Annotated in this window: 18 protein-coding genes and 1 pseudogene; 5 read left to right on the plus strand and 14 right to left on the minus strand. The window is 67.6% G+C overall.

Going from position 1 to position 18,902, the window contains the following annotated elements:
* The first annotated feature begins 90 nt into the window (after window positions 1-90).
* Window positions 91-303 carry a hypothetical protein gene (locus ACFFRH_RS30765; RefSeq protein WP_344747220.1) on the plus strand — a complete coding sequence of 71 codons (213 nt, stop codon included), beginning with the start codon at window positions 91-93 and terminating at the stop codon, window positions 301-303.
* Between the two features lie 111 nt (window positions 304-414).
* Here ACFFRH_RS30765 and ACFFRH_RS30770 read toward each other — a convergent pair whose 3' ends face one another.
* From ACFFRH_RS30770 to ACFFRH_RS30810, 9 genes are all read right to left on the minus strand, one after another.
* On the minus strand, window positions 415-1,752 hold the full coding sequence (locus ACFFRH_RS30770; protein WP_344747219.1) for an extracellular catalytic domain type 1 short-chain-length polyhydroxyalkanoate depolymerase: 1,338 nt from the start codon (window positions 1,750-1,752) through the stop codon (window positions 415-417).
* Between the two features lie 381 nt (window positions 1,753-2,133).
* The gene (locus ACFFRH_RS30775; protein WP_344747218.1) at window positions 2,134-2,820 is read right to left on the minus strand and encodes an SDR family NAD(P)-dependent oxidoreductase; all 687 of its coding nucleotides are present in this window, start codon (window positions 2,818-2,820) and stop codon (window positions 2,134-2,136) included.
* An 864-nt stretch (window positions 2,821-3,684) separates the two neighbouring features.
* Entirely contained in the window at window positions 3,685-5,007 is a 1,323-nt protein-coding gene (locus ACFFRH_RS30780) for a cytochrome P450 (RefSeq protein ID WP_344747217.1), read from the minus strand.
* Window positions 5,004-5,627: a GTP-binding protein gene (locus ACFFRH_RS30785; protein ID WP_344747216.1), complete on the minus strand. Its 624-nt coding sequence runs from the start codon at window positions 5,625-5,627 to the stop codon at window positions 5,004-5,006. The genes ACFFRH_RS30780 and ACFFRH_RS30785 overlap by 4 nt, the downstream gene beginning before the upstream one ends.
* Window positions 5,608-5,964 (minus strand): DUF742 domain-containing protein, encoded by a 357-nt coding sequence (locus ACFFRH_RS30790; protein WP_344747215.1) that lies wholly within the window; start codon window positions 5,962-5,964, stop codon window positions 5,608-5,610. The genes ACFFRH_RS30785 and ACFFRH_RS30790 overlap by 20 nt, the downstream gene beginning before the upstream one ends.
* Entirely contained in the window at window positions 5,961-6,395 is a 435-nt protein-coding gene (locus ACFFRH_RS30795; RefSeq protein WP_344747213.1) for a roadblock/LC7 domain-containing protein, read from the minus strand. The genes ACFFRH_RS30790 and ACFFRH_RS30795 overlap by 4 nt, the downstream gene beginning before the upstream one ends.
* 92 nt (window positions 6,396-6,487) lie before the next feature.
* Window positions 6,488-8,125, minus strand: coding sequence for a sensor histidine kinase (locus ACFFRH_RS30800; protein ID WP_386161116.1), 1,638 nt, complete (start codon window positions 8,123-8,125; stop codon window positions 6,488-6,490).
* Window positions 8,126-8,447: 322 nt separating this feature from the next.
* Window positions 8,448-9,236, minus strand: coding sequence for an ATP-binding protein (locus tag ACFFRH_RS30805; protein ID WP_344747211.1), 789 nt, complete (start codon window positions 9,234-9,236; stop codon window positions 8,448-8,450).
* A complete protein-coding gene (locus tag ACFFRH_RS30810; RefSeq protein ID WP_344747210.1) occupies window positions 9,233-9,595 on the minus strand; it encodes a hypothetical protein in 363 nt (120 codons plus the stop codon). Before ACFFRH_RS30810 ends, ACFFRH_RS30805 begins: the two co-directional genes overlap by 4 nt.
* 545 nt (window positions 9,596-10,140) lie before the next feature.
* On the opposite strand from ACFFRH_RS30810, the gene ACFFRH_RS30815 reads away from it, so the two are divergent.
* The gene (locus ACFFRH_RS30815; RefSeq protein WP_386161117.1) at window positions 10,141-10,962 is read left to right on the plus strand and encodes a helix-turn-helix domain-containing protein; all 822 of its coding nucleotides are present in this window, start codon (window positions 10,141-10,143) and stop codon (window positions 10,960-10,962) included.
* Window positions 10,953-11,165 (plus strand): DUF397 domain-containing protein, encoded by a 213-nt coding sequence (locus tag ACFFRH_RS30820; RefSeq protein ID WP_344747208.1) that lies wholly within the window; start codon window positions 10,953-10,955, stop codon window positions 11,163-11,165. The genes ACFFRH_RS30815 and ACFFRH_RS30820 overlap by 10 nt, the downstream gene beginning before the upstream one ends.
* Before the next feature lie 64 nt (window positions 11,166-11,229).
* Here the strand turns inward: ACFFRH_RS30820 and ACFFRH_RS30825 are convergent, their stop codons facing one another.
* The 4 genes and pseudogenes from ACFFRH_RS30825 to ACFFRH_RS30840 form a co-directional block, all read right to left on the minus strand.
* Entirely contained in the window at window positions 11,230-11,568 is a 339-nt protein-coding gene (locus ACFFRH_RS30825; protein WP_344747207.1) for an XRE family transcriptional regulator, read from the minus strand.
* Entirely contained in the window at window positions 11,565-11,948 is a 384-nt protein-coding gene (locus ACFFRH_RS30830; RefSeq protein ID WP_344747206.1) for a type II toxin-antitoxin system RelE/ParE family toxin, read from the minus strand. The genes ACFFRH_RS30825 and ACFFRH_RS30830 overlap by 4 nt, the downstream gene beginning before the upstream one ends.
* A gap of 46 nt (window positions 11,949-11,994) precedes the next feature.
* Window positions 11,995-12,216, minus strand: a pseudogene (locus ACFFRH_RS30835) (DUF7008 domain-containing protein); the annotation flags it as partial.
* A 19-nt stretch (window positions 12,217-12,235) separates the two neighbouring features.
* A complete protein-coding gene (locus tag ACFFRH_RS30840) occupies window positions 12,236-13,573 on the minus strand; it encodes a glycoside hydrolase 5 family protein (RefSeq protein ID WP_344747204.1) in 1,338 nt (445 codons plus the stop codon).
* Window positions 13,574-14,052: 479 nt separating this feature from the next.
* Here ACFFRH_RS30840 and ACFFRH_RS30845 point away from each other — a divergent pair, with 479 nt between their 5' ends.
* Window positions 14,053-14,544: a fasciclin domain-containing protein gene (locus ACFFRH_RS30845; RefSeq protein WP_386161118.1), complete on the plus strand. Its 492-nt coding sequence runs from the start codon at window positions 14,053-14,055 to the stop codon at window positions 14,542-14,544.
* 516 nt (window positions 14,545-15,060) lie between these two features.
* Entirely contained in the window at window positions 15,061-17,508 is a 2,448-nt protein-coding gene (locus ACFFRH_RS30850) for a M14 family metallopeptidase (protein ID WP_386161119.1), read from the plus strand.
* A 77-nt stretch (window positions 17,509-17,585) separates the two neighbouring features.
* Here the strand turns inward: ACFFRH_RS30850 and ACFFRH_RS30855 are convergent, their stop codons facing one another.
* Complete coding sequence (locus ACFFRH_RS30855; protein WP_386161120.1) at window positions 17,586-18,899, minus strand: maltokinase N-terminal cap-like domain-containing protein; 1,314 nt, start codon at window positions 18,897-18,899, stop codon at window positions 17,586-17,588.
* Window positions 18,900-18,902: the final 3 nt, after the last annotated feature.

The raw sequence follows: 18,902 nt of genomic DNA on the forward strand, positions 1-18,902 counted from the left end.
CGGGACTTGTCCCGGCGCAGCGCGGCGAAGCAGTAACCCACCCGAAGCCCACGCGGCAGGCGGGAATCTCCGTCCTTTAGGGCGGAGAGGATGTCAATCGCCCTGGACCGAGCTCAGGTGGACCGCTCCGGCGTACCCGCCCTACTCCCGGGCGGCTCGCAGAAGAAGCCCTACGGTCCCGACACCTGCAAGCAGGGGTACGTCTGGCGTGAGACCACTCCCGCGGACCACGTCTGCGTGACGCCCGCGACCCGGGAGCAGGTCCGGGCCGACAACGCCCAGGCCGCCGCGAGGCGTGCCTGACGGGCGGGCCGGTCGCACGGGGTGGTCGCGACGGGGGCGGGCCGGGGAGTCCACGGAGCCGATCGGCTCCGTGGACTCCCCGGCCCACTGTTCAGCACGGGGGTGCGAGCGTCAGCCGCAGGTCGAGCCGTTGAGGGTGAACGAGCCGGGGGCGGCGTTGGTGCCGCTGTAGGCGCCGTTGAAACCGATTCCGGCGGACTGCCCGGGGTTCAGGGTGCCGTTGTAGGAGGCGTTGCGGCCGGTCACGACCTGGCCGGACTGGGTCCAGGTGGCGCTCCAGCCCTGGGTGATCTGCTGGTTCCCGGGGAAGGTGAACCTCAGTTCCCAGCCGTTGATCACCGAGGTGCCGGTGTTGGTGACGGACAGGTTGGCGGTGAAGCCGGTGTTCCAGCTGTTGGCGCTGTAGGTCACCCGGCAGGAGGAGGTGCCGGGCGTGGGAGTGGGCGTGGGGGTGGGCGTCGGTGTCGGGGTGGGGGTCGGTGTGGGAGTAGGCGTGGGAGTGGGGGAGGGGCCGGAGGTGTCCAGGCCGAAGAACTGGATCGCGGACTCGGCCATCCCGCTCTGCGGCAGGTTGTGCCCGACACCCGGCAGGCTGTAGGACTCGACCTTGACGGTGCCGGTGGAGTCGGCGTAGCGGCTGCGGTTCCAGCCCGCCCGGGGCGTGTCGGTGGAGGTCGGCGTCTGGCTCAGGCCGTGGACGTTGGTCCACTGCTTGACCGCCTCACCCAGGTTCGGATAGCGCAGGGTGGAGTCCTCGGTGCCGTGCCACAGCTGGACGCGGGGCCGGGCGCCGGTGTACCCGGGGTAGGCGGCCCGCACCAGGTTGCCCCACTCCTGGGGGGTCTTGACGATCGTGCCGTTGGCGCACTCGCTGTTCCACCCCGAGGAGCTGGCGAAGCAGCCGAAGGGCACGCCCATGAAGGCCGCTCCGGCCTTGAACACGTCCGGATACAGCCCCAGCATGACCTCGGTCATCATCGCGCCGGAGGAGGCGCCGGTCACGTAGACCCGCGAGGGGTCCGCGTTGTGGCGCTGCTGGACGTAGGTCACCATGGACATGAGCCCGACCGGGTCGCTCCCCCCGCCGCGCCTGAGCGCCTCGGGGGAGGAGACGTCGAAACAGTTCCCGCTGCGGGTGGCCGACGGGTAGATCACGATGAACCCGTACTGGTCGGCCAGCGAGGCGAACTGGGTGCCGGAGTAGAAGGCCGGGCCCGAACCGGTGCAGTAGTGCACCGCCAGCAGGATGGCCGGCCGGGGTGCCACCCGGTCAGGGACGTAGAGGTGCATCCGCAGGTTGCTGGGGTTCGTCCCGAAGCCGGTGACCTCCACCAGGGAGGCGGAGGACGCCGAGGACGCCGAGGACGCCGAGGACGCTGCCGAGGTCGTCAGCGCCAGGCCGAGCAGGAGGGGAAGGGCCGCGCAGACCACGCGCAGGGCCGTTCTCATCCGACCGCCTCCCGGTCCCGGCCCGGTCCGGCGTGGAACATCGCTGTCGGACATCGTCGATCTCCCTTCGGCTACGGCCGAACCCCGGAGCCCCTGACCGTCGTGGCCCCGGCGTTCGACGCCTCACGCTTGTCGCCGAAAGTTAAATTTATTCGCCGAAATTTTCAATCACGAGGCGGGGGACGGGCGCGCGTCCGCCACACGCCTTCCTTGCCGCGACGGTTTCCCGCAGGTGAGAAACACCTCCGGTGCCGAAAGCGGTACGGATGCCCCCGCCTCCTTCGATGAAAGTTTCCAGCCTTCCGCCTTCCGGGCCTCGCCGGAGATGTTCCGGGTGGCGTGCGGAGGAGGGGGCGTCGACGTACCCGAACGGATCGACGTTCAGCCGGGAACGGATTTCCACGGGCTTCCGGCGACGAGCCCGCCGTCGACGCGGATGCTCGTCCCGGAGATGAAGGAACCCGCGTCCGAGGCGAGGAGCAGGCACGCTCCGACCAGTTCCGAGGGCATTCCCGGTCTGCGCAGCGGACAGCGCTCCAGGATCCAGGAGGCGCGGTCGGTGTCCTCCCAGAGAGGCCGTGACAGCGAGGTCATCAGGAATCCGGGGGATATACAGTTCGCCCTGATGTTGTATTGGGCCCATTCGATGCACATCGTCTTGGTGACCTGCGCCAGGTCGGCCTTGTTGGCGCCGTAGACGGAGACCCCTTCGAGTCCGATCTCCATGTTGATCGACGTGACATTGATAATGGAACCGCCCCCTGTCGCCCGCATGACGAGCATCGCCTCACGGGCGAGGAAATACGCCGCCTTCAGATTCACATCCGAAATCTCGGTCCACAGTTCCGGGGTGACGTTCGCTATGGGCTCCCTGGTGTTGATGGCGGCGGCGTTCACCAGCACGTCGAGGGTGCCGAATTCCTTCCTGGCCGTGTCCGCGAGATTCCTGGGAGCGCGTGGATCCCGGAGATCGGCGGGTGAGGGAGAGGGCCGATGTAGTCGCGGTCGAACACGGCGAAGGAGACCCGCCCGGTGGTGAGCAACTCGCAACTCCGCTCGGCCAGCCACAACGACTTCTGGAGGGTGTCCACGCTGGCTATGATGCGGAAACTCTTGAGCGGGCTCCGGCGGCTTTCTATGCTGTTGTGGACCTCCGTGAAATACTTGTCCAGACCGGGATGTTCTCCCTTGGGCGGTGAAAGGTTCAGGGTGCTGACGGTGGTGGCTCCGACGGTGATGCCGACCAGCTTCTCAAGAAACTCCTCGCTGGTGGTGAAGACCTCGATTCCCCTCGCCGGTTGCCTGAGCAGCCGCTCCTGCCTTTCGCGGATGCCTTCGAGGCGCCCGTGGACATACCCGATGAAGGCCGCCAGGGTGCCCAGGAGATATCCGGCCACGAGATCGAGTGGTACGGGTATCGGCCGGGGGAGAAACAGGTTTATGACTCCGACAGGTAGCGCGACGATCGCAAACAGCCCTGACAGCCACATTGCGAGTTTTCCTGCCACGCGAGTCGCTTCGTCACGCAACGCGCCACCTGATCGTGTTGGTGTCCGGCCGATCGTCTGGCGATCAGGTTACGCCCGCACCACGATCCTTTGTAGGCCTATATCGCGGGTGCTCGGCGATGATTCGCGACATATCTGATGGATTTCATTAATCGGCCACGCTTTTTCTGGCCGGAATGCGTAGACGTAAGCAGATGTGAACAGATGCAAGCGGACAGGGATGATCTCGCTGAAGCCGGTGACGAGCCGGTGCCGGGTCAGCTCGTCACCGGCGAGTTCCTCGCCCTCGGGGCAGGCGTCGCCCGGGCGAGCGAGCGGTCAACCGGCCTCGCCCTGATCGAGCCTCTGCTCTCCCTGTCCCTCACGGGCTTCGCCACGCACCGGTCGCCGGACTCCGCTTCGGCCCGGCCTCCCCGGGAGCGTTTCAGGCGTTCGACGGGCGGCCGGTCGGCACGGTCGGGCTGAACCGTACGGGCAGGGCCTCCAGGCTGCGAACCCACAGCGAAGGGCGCCACCGCAGCGCGTCCGGTTTCACGGTGAGATAGACGTCGGGCAACCGGTCGAGGAGGACCTCCACGGCTGTCTTGGCGATGATCCCGCCGAGCTCGGGCGCGGGGAAGGGGCAACCGTACTCGCCGTGGCCGAAGGACAGATGCGCTCTGTTGGCGCCGGAGCCGGCATGGGCGGCCGGTTGCACCTGAGGATCGGCGTTGGCCGCGGCGACACCGAGCACCAGCATGTCGCCCCGGCGGATGCGCCGCCCGGCCAGCTCACAGTCCTGCACGGCCCAGCGCGAGGGCATGTTCGGCGAGGGCGGGTCCTTCCACAGGACGTCGTTCAGTGCCTCGCCGACACTGCTGCGGCCGCCCTGCAGGCTCATCGAGAAGTGGTCGTCCACCAGCATCAGCCGCAGGGTGCTGCCTATCCAGTTGGAGCAGTTGTCATGGGAGGAGATCAGCACCATGATCAGGTCCAGGACGATCTCCTCGTCGGTGAGCCGCGCGGAGTGTGCCAGCATGCGCGAGGTGAGGTCGTGGCCCGGCAGGGCGCGCTTGTCGGCGATGAGCCGGCTCACCTTGTCCAGAATGCGGGGAAGCGCCGCGGGGGCCTCCTCGCTCCCGCTCAGCACATGGTTGACGTCCTCGGCCAGCTCCGGCAGATCGGTCTCCGCCAGCCCGAACAGCCGGGTGATGACCTGAGCCGGAATCCGGTGGGCGTACCGGGAGACCAGGTCGGTCTGGCCGTCCCCGGAGAACTCGTCGATCGCGCGGTCGGCGACCTGCTCGCAGATCAGGGCCAGCTCGGTGCGGTCGACGCTGTCCAGCGCGTCGCTGATGGCACCGATCCGCCGCTGGTGCTCGGCCCCCTCGGCGTACATCACGGACGGTTGCCATGTCACGTACGGGCGCGCCGGCCAGTCTGGGGGGAGGTGGTCCTGCAGGTTCCAGCGCCTGGGATCGCGGCTGAACAACTGCGACTGGCTGGTGACATGGTGCAGCTCGCGATAGCCGATCACGTACCAGACGGGCATGCCGTCGAGGAGAACGGGGACGACGGGTCCGTGCTCGCGGCGCATCTCCTGGAACAGCGCGGTCGGATCGTCGCCGATCAGTGACGCGTGCAGCCGTACGGCATCGGCGTGGTCGGCGTATCCCTCCAGCGGCTCCCGTTCTCGCTCGGGATGCTGCGATGCGGGCGAGGCGGCGGACGGGTCTGCGGAGTCGGGCAGGGGAGGGGAGTTCGTCACGGCATGCTCTCTCGGGCGGGCGACTGGTCGTAGGTGCGGGTGAGGTGCTCGATGAGCGTGATCAGCACGTGCTTGGCCGAGGACCGCTCTCTCGCGTCGCAGTCGATGAGCGGGACCTCGGGTGACAGCGCCAGCGCCTCGCGCACCGAGTCCAGGGTGGGCCCGTCGGCGAAGCGGTTGACCGCGACGACGAACGGGGTCCGGTGGTGCTCCAGCCGGTCGATGGAATACCAGGAATCCTCCAGGCGGCGGGCGTCCACCAGGACGACCGCGCCCAGGCTGCCGGCGAACAACTGGTCCCACACGAACCAGAACCGCTGCTGACCGGGCGCGCCGAACAGGTAGAGCACCTTGCTCGCGTTCAGCGTGATCCGGCCGAAGTCGAAGGCCACCGTGGTGGTCGACTTGGTCCGTACCTGACTGGCGTCGTCGATGCCCACGCTCGCCTGGGTCATGACCTCCTCGGTGCTCAGCGGGCGGATCTCGCTCACCGAGCCGACCAGGGTCGTCTTTCCCGCCCCGAACCCGCCGACGATCACGATTTTCAGGGCGTCCGCGGCGGTCGTGCGTAGCGGCGTCCGCACGGCGGCCGCCATCTGGTCAGAGGTTGTGGAGGGCAACGAGCACCTGCCTCAGGATTTCGGGATCCGGTCGTCCGGCCTGTGTGGCGACCGACGGATGACGGACGGTGATGCGACCGGTGTCCAGCAGGTCGCGCAGCAGGATCTTCACCACGCTGACCGGCAGTCGCAGTTCCGCCGAGATCTCCACCACCGCCGTCGGCCGCTGGGCCATCCGCAGGATCTTGACGTGCTCGGACTGCATACCGGGGGTGGGGGCGCACTCGCTGACGATGAGGGAGACGGAGTCGAAGGTTTTCTCATCGGCGCTGGTACGCCCCCCGGTGACCGTGTAGAGCCGGTCAGGGTCTTCTCGGTCGATGGCTCGCCGTGTCATCCGCGCTCGTCGCTGTTCTCCGTCTGCCGCGGTGCCGCGGTGAGGTACACCCCGATCTGCTCCACCAGTTCGTTCATGTTGTGCGCGATGAGCCCCACCTCGCCGTCCTCCTCGGCCAACACGGCCAGGTGGGCGCCGTCCCCGGCCGGCACGATGAGCAGCAGTCCGCCGGCGAACTCCACCATCGCCTGCCCCGCTCCGATGCCGTCCCCGAACTCGGCGGAGGCGCTCAGCGAGAGGCTCTGGATCCCGGCGGCCAGGGCGGAGAGCTGGTCGGCCCCGTCCCGGCCGAGGCCGGCGGTGAAGCACATCTTCAGGCCGTCCCTGGTCAGCACCAGCACATGCCTGATCCCCGGGGTCTTCTTCTTGAGGTTCTCCAGTAGCCAGTCGAAGTCACGATCGGTGGTGTGCGAAGCGTCGGTTGTGCTCATAGAAACGACGGGGTGCCCCTTCGGCGCGGGAGGGACGGCCCCTGCCTCCTCATCTGTGAATCCAAAGGTGTCCGGTGGTCGGCGGACGTGTGTCAAGAGTCGCCCGGAGCCGGGGAAGGGGCCGGGGGAGGGGCCGGGGAGGAGGTACGCCCACGGCCGCCGGCCTGGCGGAACGCGGCGAACCTCGCGGCCGAGTCACGCCCCTCGCGCGCGGGCTTGGCCGGCGGTGCCTGCCGCGCCCTGGTCGCCTCGGCCAGCGTCTGCCCCCGGCGCCGCCTGGGCAGCAGATCCTCGGACTCGTCGGCAGGCCCCTCCTGCGTGGGTACGGCCGGTGCCGGCACGGTGGCCTGCACGGCGGCCCGAACGGGGCGGCGGACCGGCGCCTCGGCGCCGGGCGGCACGGTGACCTGCAGGGGCTGCGTGATCAGCAGGCGCGGGATCAGCATCACGACCCCCATGCCACCGCGGGCGGACGACCGGAAGCTGACCGTCAGGCCGTACTTGTCGACCAGGCGTCCCACGACCGCCAGACCCAGGCGGGTACCGGACAGCGTCCGCAGGTCGAGCGGCTCGGACACGAGCCTGGTGGCGTGCTGCCGCTCGCGCGTGCGCATCCCCAGGCCACTGTCCTCGATCGTGATGACGACGCCGGCGTCCTCCTCGTCCACGTACACGTGGACCTCGGTGCCGTGCGCCGAGAACGTGGCGGCGTTGTCCATCAACTCGGCCAGCGCGTGCATCACGCCCTCGGCCGCGTATCCCGCGACGGCGGCGGTGCTGGTGGAGTGCAGACGGATGCGCCGGTAGCCGCCGATGCGGCCCATCGCGCCGCGCAGGACGCTCTCCACGACGATCGGCCGGGTCCACCGCCGCCCGGAACGGCCGCCGCTCAGCAGCGCGACGTTGTCCGCCAGCCGGCTCACCTGGGAGATGCGGTGGTCCAGGTCCAGCAGGTCGGCGAACACCTCCTCGTCCTCGCCGTACTGCTCCTCCAGCTCGCGCAGCCGGGCGAGCAGGCTGGTGGCCTGTGCCTGTACCCGGGCCGCGGCCCCGGCGCACGCCGCCATCACGGCGCTGCCCCTGCGCTCGCTCTCGGAGAGCTGTCGTGCCGTCTCGCGCAGCAGGTCGCGCAGCGGTTCGTGCTCCGGCTGGGGTATCCCGGCCAGTGCGGTGCTCACCGACATCCGGTTCGTCTGGATCCGCCTGACCAGTTCCGGCAGCGTGTCGTCGACCAGCCGGGAGATCTCGTCCTCGGTCGTCTCACGGGACGCCTGGGCGACGGCGCGCTCGCGTTCGAGCAGTTCGAGCTCGTGCCCGGCCGCGCCGAGCAGGTGCCGCAGCGGGCCGTCCGGAGGCTGCGGCATCTGGGAGAGCGCGTCGGCGACCGAGGCGCCGTCCCGCACCTGACGTCCCAGCGAGGGCAGCGTCTCCTCGGCCATCCGCAGCGTTTCCCGCTCCAGCCAGGTGAACCGCGCGTCGGCCCACTCGGCCTGCTCACGCAACCGGCGACCGGTGCCGGAGTAGTGGGCGACGGCCGCGGCGGCGCCGGACAGCAGTACGGCCGAGATCCCGCCGACGAGCGCCATCAGCCCTCTGGCCGCGTAAGGGGCGGCGGACAGCGCCCACAACCACGCGCAGGCCGTAATGATCATGGTGCCGAGGGAGGCGAGGACCACCAGTTCCCTCGGTGAGAACCTTCTCCGCGCCCGGTGGGGTGCATCTACTGACATCGGCGTCCTCGGGAGTGGCGGCAGAGCATGAAAAGGCCGCGTCGAACCTGCTGTTCCCCCTGTAAGACGGGACGGCCATGCGGTGCCGTTCAACAGCAGAGCGTGAACAGGCAGACACCGTAGCACCATGACTGCGACCAAGAACAGACAGTCACTCTCGAACCATGTGTTTCAGTTTTAATCAACCATTAGTCAATGCATCCATTGACTAATGCTCCCTATTTGGACATTTATGGATATATGGTGACGATCTTCCGTGGGGGTTCGAGGTACGCGGCGTTGTAGGCGAAGACACCTCGACCGCCGGCGACGGCGCGACGGGTCACCGGCTGGTTCGGGAAGTGGGCTGGACATCTCGCGACGGTAGTCGCCAGCGGGCCCAGACCGTTTTGCCGGGGCGGTTGGGGAGGGGGGTGACGCCGGTGTCGTGGGCGAGGGCCCTGACGATGGCCAGCCCGCGGCCGTGCGGGGACTCGGGGTCCAGGGCGAGGTGGCGTGGCCGTCCGGGACCCCGGTCGGTGACCTGGACCTGGAACTCGTCCGGGCTCGCCCACAGGGAGAGCCTGACCACGGGTTCGCCGTGGACGATCGCGTTGGCGAGCAGTTCGCCGACCACCAGGACGACGTCGTCGACGAGGTGGTGCAGTGCCCAGGCGGCGAGGGTCTCGCCCGCCATGGCGCGGGCCTTGCCGACGATCGGCAGGTCGTGCGGCAGGTCCCAGTAGACGGTGCGCGGGTCGTCCGGGAGGTGTCGATCGGCTGACGCCCGCGGGCCGTACGGGGGGTCCGGGGGGTGTGGTGTGTCAGGGGTCTCGGGCATGGTCCCTCCTCGGGGTGGCGGTGTGCTGTGTTCGGCCTCGCGCATCAGGTCGCGTAGTTCGTCGGCGGTGCGGGCCCGCACGATCAGGGGTGCGGAGGCGGGCCAGACGGCGACGGCGTGGAAGTGCCGGGTGCCGGGGCCGTACCAGACGGTCCAGGCGGGCTCGACCTGGTCGAGCTGCTCGGCGGCGGCGCGCTCGGCCGGGTCCCAGGGCCGGGAGCCGACCTGCTCGGAGGCTGTCCCGCGCCGGTGCCGTCCGCTCTGCCGGGGCTGGGGCTCGCGTCCGTTCACGCCGTCGCCCCCCGCCGGTGCGGGGCGTGCTTGCCGGGGGTACGGGGACCCGGCGACCGTCCTCGCCGGTACGGCACGGCGACGACCGTGACCCCGGCCTGCTCCGGACGCCGGTGCCGGCCGGGGGAGACCTCCGGGAGTCGCACCGGGGAAACGGCGGGAGGTGTGGGGCCGGGGATCGAACGGATGGGCGCCGCGACCGGCGGGCGGCCGGAGAGGCCGAGGCGGCGGCGGACGGTCATCCGGGCGTGCACCTGGGCGGGGGTGGGCTGCTCCCAGTGGTGGCGGGCGCGGTGGGGGAGGCTGGCGGCCTCGTGCGCGTACGGGGGATGACCGCACCAGCGACAGCCGAGGGGCATCGGCGGTTGGTCTGCGTGCCAACGGACCCTGATGGGCCTGGGGTTTCCTCTAGGGTGATGCATCAGATCGGACCTCCTACGTCCGGTCGAGGGACTCGTCCCGGCGTGCGATGCCGTGGCGGGTCCCGCTTTCGTTTCTGGGGCGAGGACTGTGTTTCCGGGGTGGAGCGGTGCTGTCCGGGTGTTCGTACCTGCGTCAGGCGATTTCCGCTCGTCCGGTCAGGGCTTGCCGGAGGGTGACAGGTCTGTATCCGGCGAATGCCTGAACTACCTGTCGATGTCGCATGTTCTGGCACCTCGACGTCATTTCTCGTTCTCTTTTCCGGACATAGCGAATTATTTTGGGGACAGGCTTGCCGAGGTCTTTTGGTGCATGTGGTAAGAGGGCTTATCTGATGGTTTTCTCGCTCCATCCATCCCTTCACAGGATGCCCTCGACCGGCTACGTTGGGTATCGAAACTCCCCGCACACCACCAGGACACTTTGTAGTGGACTGTGTTTTTCTGTGTTGCCGGAGTAGCGCCCCCACAGGACGGAGCTGAAAATGTCCGTTTTCCATGAACCCGATCCATCCATGAAGCCTCTGGTTCTTTTGGGGGCTGAACTTCGCAAACACCGAAAAAGAACTGGTATCTCCATAGAGCGTCTGGCGGAGGTCATCCAGTTCAGCGCGAGCCTGATCGGCTTCATTGAGCGAGGTCAGCGCAGGGCCGGCCGGAACTTCATGGAGCGCTATGACGAGGCCGTGGGCGCGGGCGGGGAACTCGTTCGACTCTGGGAGCACATCACCCGCTCGGCGAGCCCTCGATGGTTCCGCGGGTGGCTGGACATCGAGCAGGAGGCGCATTCCCTGCACACCTGGGAACCGCTCGTCGTTCCAGGTCTGCTCCAGACCGAGGAATACGCGCGGGCGGTTATTCGCGGCGAGCCCGGCATAACCGACAGGCAAATCGAGAAGGCTGTTACGGCTCGAATGGAGCGCCAAGAGATCTTCAGGCGCGCCACTCCACCGCTGTTTCGCGTGGTACTAGACGAAGGCGTTCTGCATCGCCTGGTCGGTAGCAAGGAAGTCATGCGTCGACAACTCGAACGCCTTGTGGAGGCGGTAGAGTCCCCGCGAATCGGCATCCAGATCATCCCCTCAAAGCTGGGGGTGATGACGGGAATCCTCGGTAGCTTCGTGATCGCGCAGCTTTCAGGAAGTCCAGATACGGCGTATATCCAGTCCGCAATCCATGGGAACGTGACAGATCGTCCAGAAGATGTCGAAGCTATCCATAGCAGATATGACGCCTTGCGAGCCGAGGCGCAACCTCAACACATGTCCATCGAGTTGATCAGAGAGGCGGAGAAACTGTGGACCTGAGTGATGAGCTGGAGACCGCGGCCTGGCGTAAGGCCACCAAGAGCGGATCTGACCAGGGCAACTGCCTGGAGGTGGCTCCGTTGTCGGGTGGTCGGGTGGGCCTGCGGGACACCGAGGCTCCCGAGCGGGCGCCGTTCGTGGTGAGTGCGAGCGTGTGGGACGCCTTCGTGGACGGCGCCAAGAAGGGCGAGTTCGACTTCTGACGCCACTCCTGAAAACGACGGAAGCCCTCGGCCACCTGGCCGAGGACTTCCGTCGTCGTATGGGCTATGCCACGGTGTATTCGACGTCGCCGAAGTCGGCCACCACGCGCAGCCGCCCGCCGAGGGCCTCGACATAGGAACGCAGGGTCGCCACCTCGACACGGTCGACCTCCCCGTGTTCGATGGCCGAGACCCTTGGGCCGGAAACCCCCATGGTGGTGGCCACATCCCGCTGGGTCAGATCCTGCTCACGCCTGATCTCCGCGAGCTTGTGCGCCCTGACCTCAGCGGCGAGCTGCTCCATCGCGGCGGACTTCTCGTCATCCGATCGCACAGGTAGTCCCGCAGCCTGGCGTCGCTCCCGCGCCCGCTGCTTCACCTCGTCCCAGTTGACCGCGCTCATTCGTACTCCCTGCTAGCCAGCTCCGCTATGTGCTCGGCGTACCGTTTCTCCGCCATCGGTACGTTCGTGTCATACCAATGGTCCCAGTTACCGGCCTTGTCGCCCGCGACCAGAAGTACTGCCCGGCGAATCGGGTCGAATGCGAACAGAATGCGGATCTCGCTTCCTTTTGAAGAACCGGGTCGTAACTCTTTCAAATGGTGGTTGTCGGCTCCCTTGATGCGATCCACCAGCGGTCGGCCAAGGGGCGGCCCGGTCTGCGCCAGCATGTCTATGGCGTTTTCAACCTGCTCGGCGCTGTCCCAGTCGTCCTGGCATAACCGGTCGTACCAGTCGGCGACCTCGGCAACCAGTACGACCTGCCATCCAGCTCCATCCATAGCTTAACCCTGGCATTAAGATGGCAGCAAGGAGGCGCTTTTCTGATCACAGGGCCGCTCGCGGAGGGGCGTCTTCGGGGGGCCAGGTGGTGAGGTCGTCTTCGCTGAGGTGTAGGCGGTCGCGGGTCTGGATGAGGAAGCCTTCGTGAATGTCGGCAGGGCTGGCGCCGTAGACGTGGTCGAACTCGTCGTGCCACTGGCGGACCCAGGGCAGGATCTCGCAGAGCCCGGCGAGCAGCGGGGTCAGTCGGTCGGTGTCCCAGCCGTGGTTCTGCTGACCACGGAGGCTAGCGGTCGCTCCACCTGATCTCGTAGGGCCCGAGGGCGAACTCCCCGCCGTCCACGGTCGTGGTGACCTTCGCCTTGGTGGTGTTGACCATCAGCAGTCGCCGTGGCTGGGCGAGCACCCGGACCCCGGGATCGGAGGAGGTGACCTTCTCCAGCTCGGCTCCGGCCGGGAACCAGGTGGCGAAGTCGCTCACCAGCTTGCCGGTGGGGAGCATGGCGCCGGTCTTCGGGTCCCACATGCACCCCTGGCAGGCGCCCGCCTTGGCCTGCGGGTTCCAGTACAGCGCGGTGGCGGCGCCGCTCTCGGCGAACTCGATCATCGAGGCGGCCTGGACGGCGAGCCGCATCGGCTCGGGCCAGGTGGTCTTGTCCTCGGGGACGAAGTACCACTCCGACCACCAGACCGGCATGTCGCCGGTCCTCTCCCGCAGCCAGGTGGTGACCGCGCCGAACTTGCTCAGCGCTCCGAACGCGTCGGGCAGCATCTCGTGGGCGTCGGTCAGCGAGGCGCCGTCGACCACGACGAAGTCGGCGCCCTTCTTGTTCTCGAACCAGTACTCGAAGGCGTCCAGGGCGTTCTGGTTGACGACCCCCCACGGCCCCCGCAGCTCGGACTTGCCCGTCCTGTTGCTGTCGAAGCCGAGGTAGGGCCCGCCGACCTGGGCGTCGGGCCGGACCGCCTTCACCGCGTCGTAGACCTTGTTGTAGAGCGTGGTGTAGCCCTTGAAGTCCGCGGGCTTGGAGTGGTCCTTCCAGAAGCCCTTGAACTCGTTCCAGACCATGAAGTACTTGACGTCGCGATACCTGGTGGCGACGGCCGCCGACAGCTTGGCGAAGTCGTCGAAGTGCTCGGGGTAGGGGGCGTCCTCCAGGTGCTCGTCCCAGCCCGCGTCCGAGGTCGGGCCCTCGGGGCCGCCCTTCATCCAGTCGGGGGCGCAGCAGAGCGTGATGACCTGCGTGCCGCCGGACTTCCTCATCAGGTTCGTCCGGCTGTCGAGGTCCTCCCAGTAGAACTCCCGCGGCCGAGGCTGGGGGTTGAGCGCCCCGAACCCCATGATGTGCTGGTTCTGCAGCATCGGGGTCCGCGCGAGAGCCCCGGCCACGACCTGCTCGAACTCCTCGGTGACGTTGTTGGCGCTCACCCCCGTGTGGGTGAACCCCCAGCGGGGCCACGCGGGGTCGACCGGCGGCGCCTTCTGGATCGTGGTCGCGGGCGCCGTCGGTGAGGCGGTGGCCGACTGTCGTACGACGGGAACCTCCCGGCCGGCGGTGTCGGCGGAGGAGCAGCCCGCCGCCACCAGTGCCATCGCGACGACTCCCGCGGCCGAGGCGATCATCCGTTCAGGACGCCACCACGCCGATGCTCCACTACCTGATGACACCTGGTCCCCGCTCGATCTTGGCCGTCTGCTTTGCCCAGAGCGTTCCACAGGCGAGGTAAGAGCGGCGTATAGCGACGTGGTTCGCCGGCCAATATCATGGCCGATCACCCTGGAAGGAAGCCCGAAGCCCTCTATGAGGATCATCCTCCCGACGGCCAGGTAGTCGTACTGATCCAGCGGCGGTGCCAGATGGGCCGGGTAGCGGCGTGACCGCGCGGTCACCATGTGAATTTATTTGATTACCCTGTGTCCTGATTCGGGTTGACGGTAACCGTGGCGACGTTGCCCTAGTAAACATTCCGATGTGGATTTAGGCATTAATGGCTATATGTCCAATAAGTGGCAATTTGGCGGGAATGGGGGCTGTGAACAGGCGGTATGAGCTGTTGGTGCGCATATCTGGTCGGCTCATCCATCCCGATCAGGAGGTCGCCATGAAGCGGGAACTTCTCGCCTCCGGGCTGAGCGCGCTGATGTCGAGCACGCTTCCCGCCGTCGCGGGGGCGGCTGTCGATTTCGTGCCCGGCCCCACGGCCTCGCCGTCCGCGGGCCACACGTCAACGCCTTCGGCCGGCATGAGAGGCAAGCCTGTCGGCCCCGGCTGTTCGGCCCTGCCGTCCACCGGCAAAGGCAGCCCCGGCAACGCGGCTTTCGACCAGCTACCGCCGGCCGCGCTCAAGAAGCTGCTGGCCGACAGGAAACAGCTGACCAAGCTGCTGAGCTACCACGTGGTCGAGGGCGGGAAGGCCCCGTCCCAGCTGGTCGGGGCCCCGCTGAAGACCATGCAGGGCGGCCGGATCACCGTCAAGGGCTCCGGCCAGGACTACATCGTCTCCGGCAGGGCCAAGGTGGTCTGCGGTGACATCGCCACCAAGAACGCCACCATCTACATCATCGACAAGGTGCTGACACCTCACTCGAAGTGAACCCGTGGGCGCTCGCGGTGGACATGAATCCTCCCCGGGGTTCCGCGGTCGCGTGCCGGTGAACGTGGCTTACCGCGTCGGCGCGGACACTCCGTAAGCCGGGGCCGAGTCTGGAAACCGTCCGAAGGATCCCGTGCGGGTGAGGCGACGTCGGCCGGAGCGCACGCCGACGCCCTGGGCGCGGAGATCCGCGTCCTGGGGCGGGCCGCGCTGTGGCCGGTCACCCGGCGAGAAGGCGGCAGTGGAGGCGGAATTAACCTCAAACCATCTTAAAAGCGACAAACTAGATTATATCTGGCAAGATTTGAGATTGGAGCTACGGCGACCACATCTCAAAACATGTACCTTATGTATAAATATCATATAAATTTTACCCTAAAGTTATTGGATGCGTAGAATGCATTGATTTGGGGTCTTGACGAAGATGCGTCCTCTGGTGAAGATTCTTGCCAATTGCGTACTTTCTGCCGGGATGCCCCAATACCCGGAGGTGTGCGCCAACTGGAGGCATCTCTCATGAGGAGTTCTCTCGATGGCAGGAGACTCGGCCGTATCGCGGTCGTGCTCGCCCTTCCCATTGCCCTGAGCTTCAGTTCGTTCCCCGTTCTCGCCGAGCCGTCCCCACCGGCCAGCGAGGTCGCCCCCGACCATCAGTCCAGCACCGAACAGAACGGTGTGGCGCTGCTGCGCGTCATCGTCCCCGACGAGGCCGGCATCGACCGGCTCAACTCCATGGGCGTCGACCTCGCGGAGTACAAGAAGCCCGTCGACGGCGGGTTCGAGATGCACGCGGTGCTGAGCCCAGAGGAGGCTCAGAACCTCCGCGATCTCGGCTTCAACATCGTCGGCAAGATCTCCGACCAGACTGAGGTCGCCGACAACTCGATCCAGCGGCGGAGTGCCGTCGCGGCCGAGGCCCAGGCGGCGGCGGAGGTCGACACGCTGACCCCGCTCCGCGCCGAGTGGTTCACCAGCCTCGACAACCAGAACTTCCTGTCGGTCGAGGTGAAGTCGAGCGCCATCGACGCGGCGACGGTGCTCACCGTCGCCTGGGACAGCGGCAAGGACACCGCCCCCGACTCGGGCGGCACCGCGACGATGTCGCGCTTCACCGACGCCGGCCAGTACATGTACCACCGGTTCAGCTCGCCGCTGGCCCTGACCGCGATTCCCACCCAGGTCACGATCACCAGCAACCGGGGTGGTTCGGCCACGGTTCCGGTGACCAAGTGGCTGGGTGAGAAGCGCAAGGCCCCGAAGAAGCACTACGTCGCGGACTTCGTCGACCGCTACATGGACCCGACCGAGGTGACCAACCGGATCTCGGGCCTGGCCCGGGAGTTCCCGAAGATCTCGCAGATCATCGATCTGCCGCACAAGACGAACGGCTACCGCCGGGCGGCGCAGGCGCAGTTCGGCACGGTCGCGGCGAGCACGTTCTACGTGACCTCGAAGGCGTACGGGCACGAGGGCGGCAACGACATCAGCGTGGCGCTGGTGAAGCCGGACACCGCCTCAGCCGCGCTGAGCGTGTCGGTGAGCGGCAAGGACGTCGTGGTCAACCTCGGCACGGACGCGTCCTCCGCGATCAGCAGCACCGCCAAGGCTGTGGTGGACGCGCTCAACGGCAATGCCGCGGCGTCGGCGCTGCTGACCGCCGCCACCTACCGGGGCAACGCGGGTGCCGGTCTTGTCGCCGCGGCCGCGGCGACGAAGCTGACCGACAACCTGAAGGCGCCGGCGACCATCTCGCGCGATCCGTTCCAGATGAAGGCGCTGCGCATCGGCAAGCAGCGCGACGGCTCGAAGGTCGGCGTGTTCCTCTACTGTCAGGAGCACGCCCGCGAATGGGTGACCCCGCTGACCTGTGTGGAGACCGCCGAGAGGCTGCTGCGCAACTACGCCCGTGACGGGGAGACCAAGAAGCTGGTCGACAACCTCGACATCTTCATCATGCCCACGTCCAACCCCGACGGCGGGCACTACAGCGTCTACGACTACAACATGCAGCGCAAGACCATGACCAACCACTGCCCGGTCAACGCGGCCGACCCCGCGAACCGCAACGCCTGGGGTGTGGACCTGAACCGCAACTTCTCGGTCGGTTCCGTCTTCGACGGCTACAGCGGCGCCTCGACCACCTGCACCAGCGGCACCTACGCGGGCCCGGCCGAGCTGTCGGAGCCGGAGGCGCGCAACGAGGTCTGGCTCACCACCCAGTACCCGAACATCAAGTTCGCGATGAACACGCACTCCTACGGCGGCTACTTCATGTGGGCTCCGGGCGCGTACAAGTCCGCGGGTCGTGAGACGCTGCCGCGGCCCGACTTCGGTACGGAGAACTTCTTCTGGAGTGCCTCCAACCACATCCTCTCCAGCGTCCAGTCCTGGCGCGGCAACGGTATCTGGCCGGGCCGCACCGGTCCGATACCGGACGTGCTGTACTCCGCGGCCGGCAACAGCGCCGACGAGCACTGGTACAACCGGGGCATCATCGGCTGGAGCTTCGAGGTCGGCGCGGACGTCTACAACCCGCAGACCAAGCGTTTCGAGGCGGTCGGCTTCCAGCCGCCGTTCGCCGAGGGCCACGAGGAGGCGATGGAGTTCTCGTCCGGCCAGATCGGCATCCTGGAAGTGGCCCGTGAGTACGCCGACGACAGGAAGAGACCCGACTCCAAGGTGAAGGTGACCGACCGGACCGAAACGTCGACCACGTTCACCTTCGAGGTCGACGGGCCCGCCAACGTCTACTACACCCTGGACGGCAGCCGGCCCACGCTGAACTCCACCAAGCTTCTCGCCGCGGGAATGCGCGAGGGCTCCCAGCAGATCACGCTCGACAAGACCTCCGACGTCCACTGGTTCGCCGTGGACATCGCGGGCAACGTGGAGGGCAACTACAAGCCCGACGGCAACGGCAACAACTACCGCAAGGAGAAGGTGGAGGTCCGTAAGCTCGGCTGACCTCCTGAGATGTTCGTGCGGCCGCCGGTCCACCGACCGGCGGCCGTTCGGCGCTCTCCTCGCGCCGGGGAGGGCGCCTAATGGCCGATTTTGAAGGCGGCCATCGGGATGTGCAGCCAGGTGGGCCGGTTGCGGGACTCGTACACCACCTCGTAGGCGGCCTTGTCGAGTTCCAGGGCGCGCAGCAGGACGGCGTCCTCGGCGCGCAGGTGGCCGCCTCCGGCGGAGTAGCCCGCGAGGAAGGAGGAGCGGTTGAGCTCGGCCCACTCCACCGCGCGGGGGCGGAGCTCGTCGGCGTTGGAGTGGTCGGCCAGCAGGTGGCGGGCGGCGTAGTCGAAGGAGCGGAGCATCCCGGCCACGTCCCGCAGCGGGGAGGACAGCGCTCGGCGCTCGGCGATGGGCTGGCCCGGCTCGCCCTCGAAGTCGAGGATGATCCAGTCGTTGGTGGTGCGCATCACCTGGCCGAGGTGGTAGTCGCCGTGGACGCGCTGGACGGGCATCTCCCCGGCCACGTCCGAGACGCGCTGGTAGGCCTCCTCGGCGGCGTGGGCGTGCTCGCCGAGAGCGGGTACCTCGGCCACCGCGACGGTCAGGCGGCGGCGGAACTCCTCGACCATCCGCTTGACCTCCTGCGACTCGATCACGTCGGTCGGGAAGGCGGCGGCCATCTCCTGGTGGACCGTGGCGGTGGTCACCCCCAGGCGGTAGGCCTCGGAGCTGAAGTCGCCGCCCGCGTCGGAGGCCGAGGGTTCGAGGGAGCCGTACAGGTCGCGGACGCTGGCCAGGGCGAGGGCCCAGCCGTCGTTGGCGTTCGACAGGAACTGCTGGGTCATCGCCAGCGTGGTGGTCTCGCCGTCGAGGTCGGTCTCGATCCAGCCGTACGGCTGGGCGATGTGCGTGCCGTCGCGGCGGGCCAGCGCGGTGACGATCTCCAGCTCGGGGTTCACCCCGGCGGTGAGGCGGCGGAACAGCTTGCAGATGTAGGTGTCGCCGTACACCAGTGAGGTGTTGGACTGCTCGGCGCCGAGGACCAGGCTGCGCTTGGAGGTGTCGATCTCCACCCCGTCGAGGTGGCGGAAGCGGAGCGCGCCCAGGTCGCGGTCCGCGGCCATGCCTTCGAGCAGGGCGGCGGTGAGATCGGCGTCGTAGGCGGCGTCGTAGTAGCCGCCGCCGATGTGGGCCGGTTTGAACCGGGCCCACTCCGGTGCCTCGCTGCCGAGCAGCAACTGGTAGCGGTCGCGCGCCCCCGACTGGTGAACGGAGATGATCAGGTGGCGCAGGCGTGGTGACAGCTCCACGTCCGAGTCGACGGTGAGATCGTCGATCGGGCGCCCCTTACCGGCGAACCATCGTTGATGGGTGATCCAACCGGTAAGGAGCTCCGTCAACACGGC

The organism is Streptosporangium vulgare (genome assembly GCF_042428775.1).
Classification (GTDB): Bacteria; Actinomycetota; Actinomycetes; order Streptosporangiales; family Streptosporangiaceae; genus Streptosporangium; species Streptosporangium vulgare.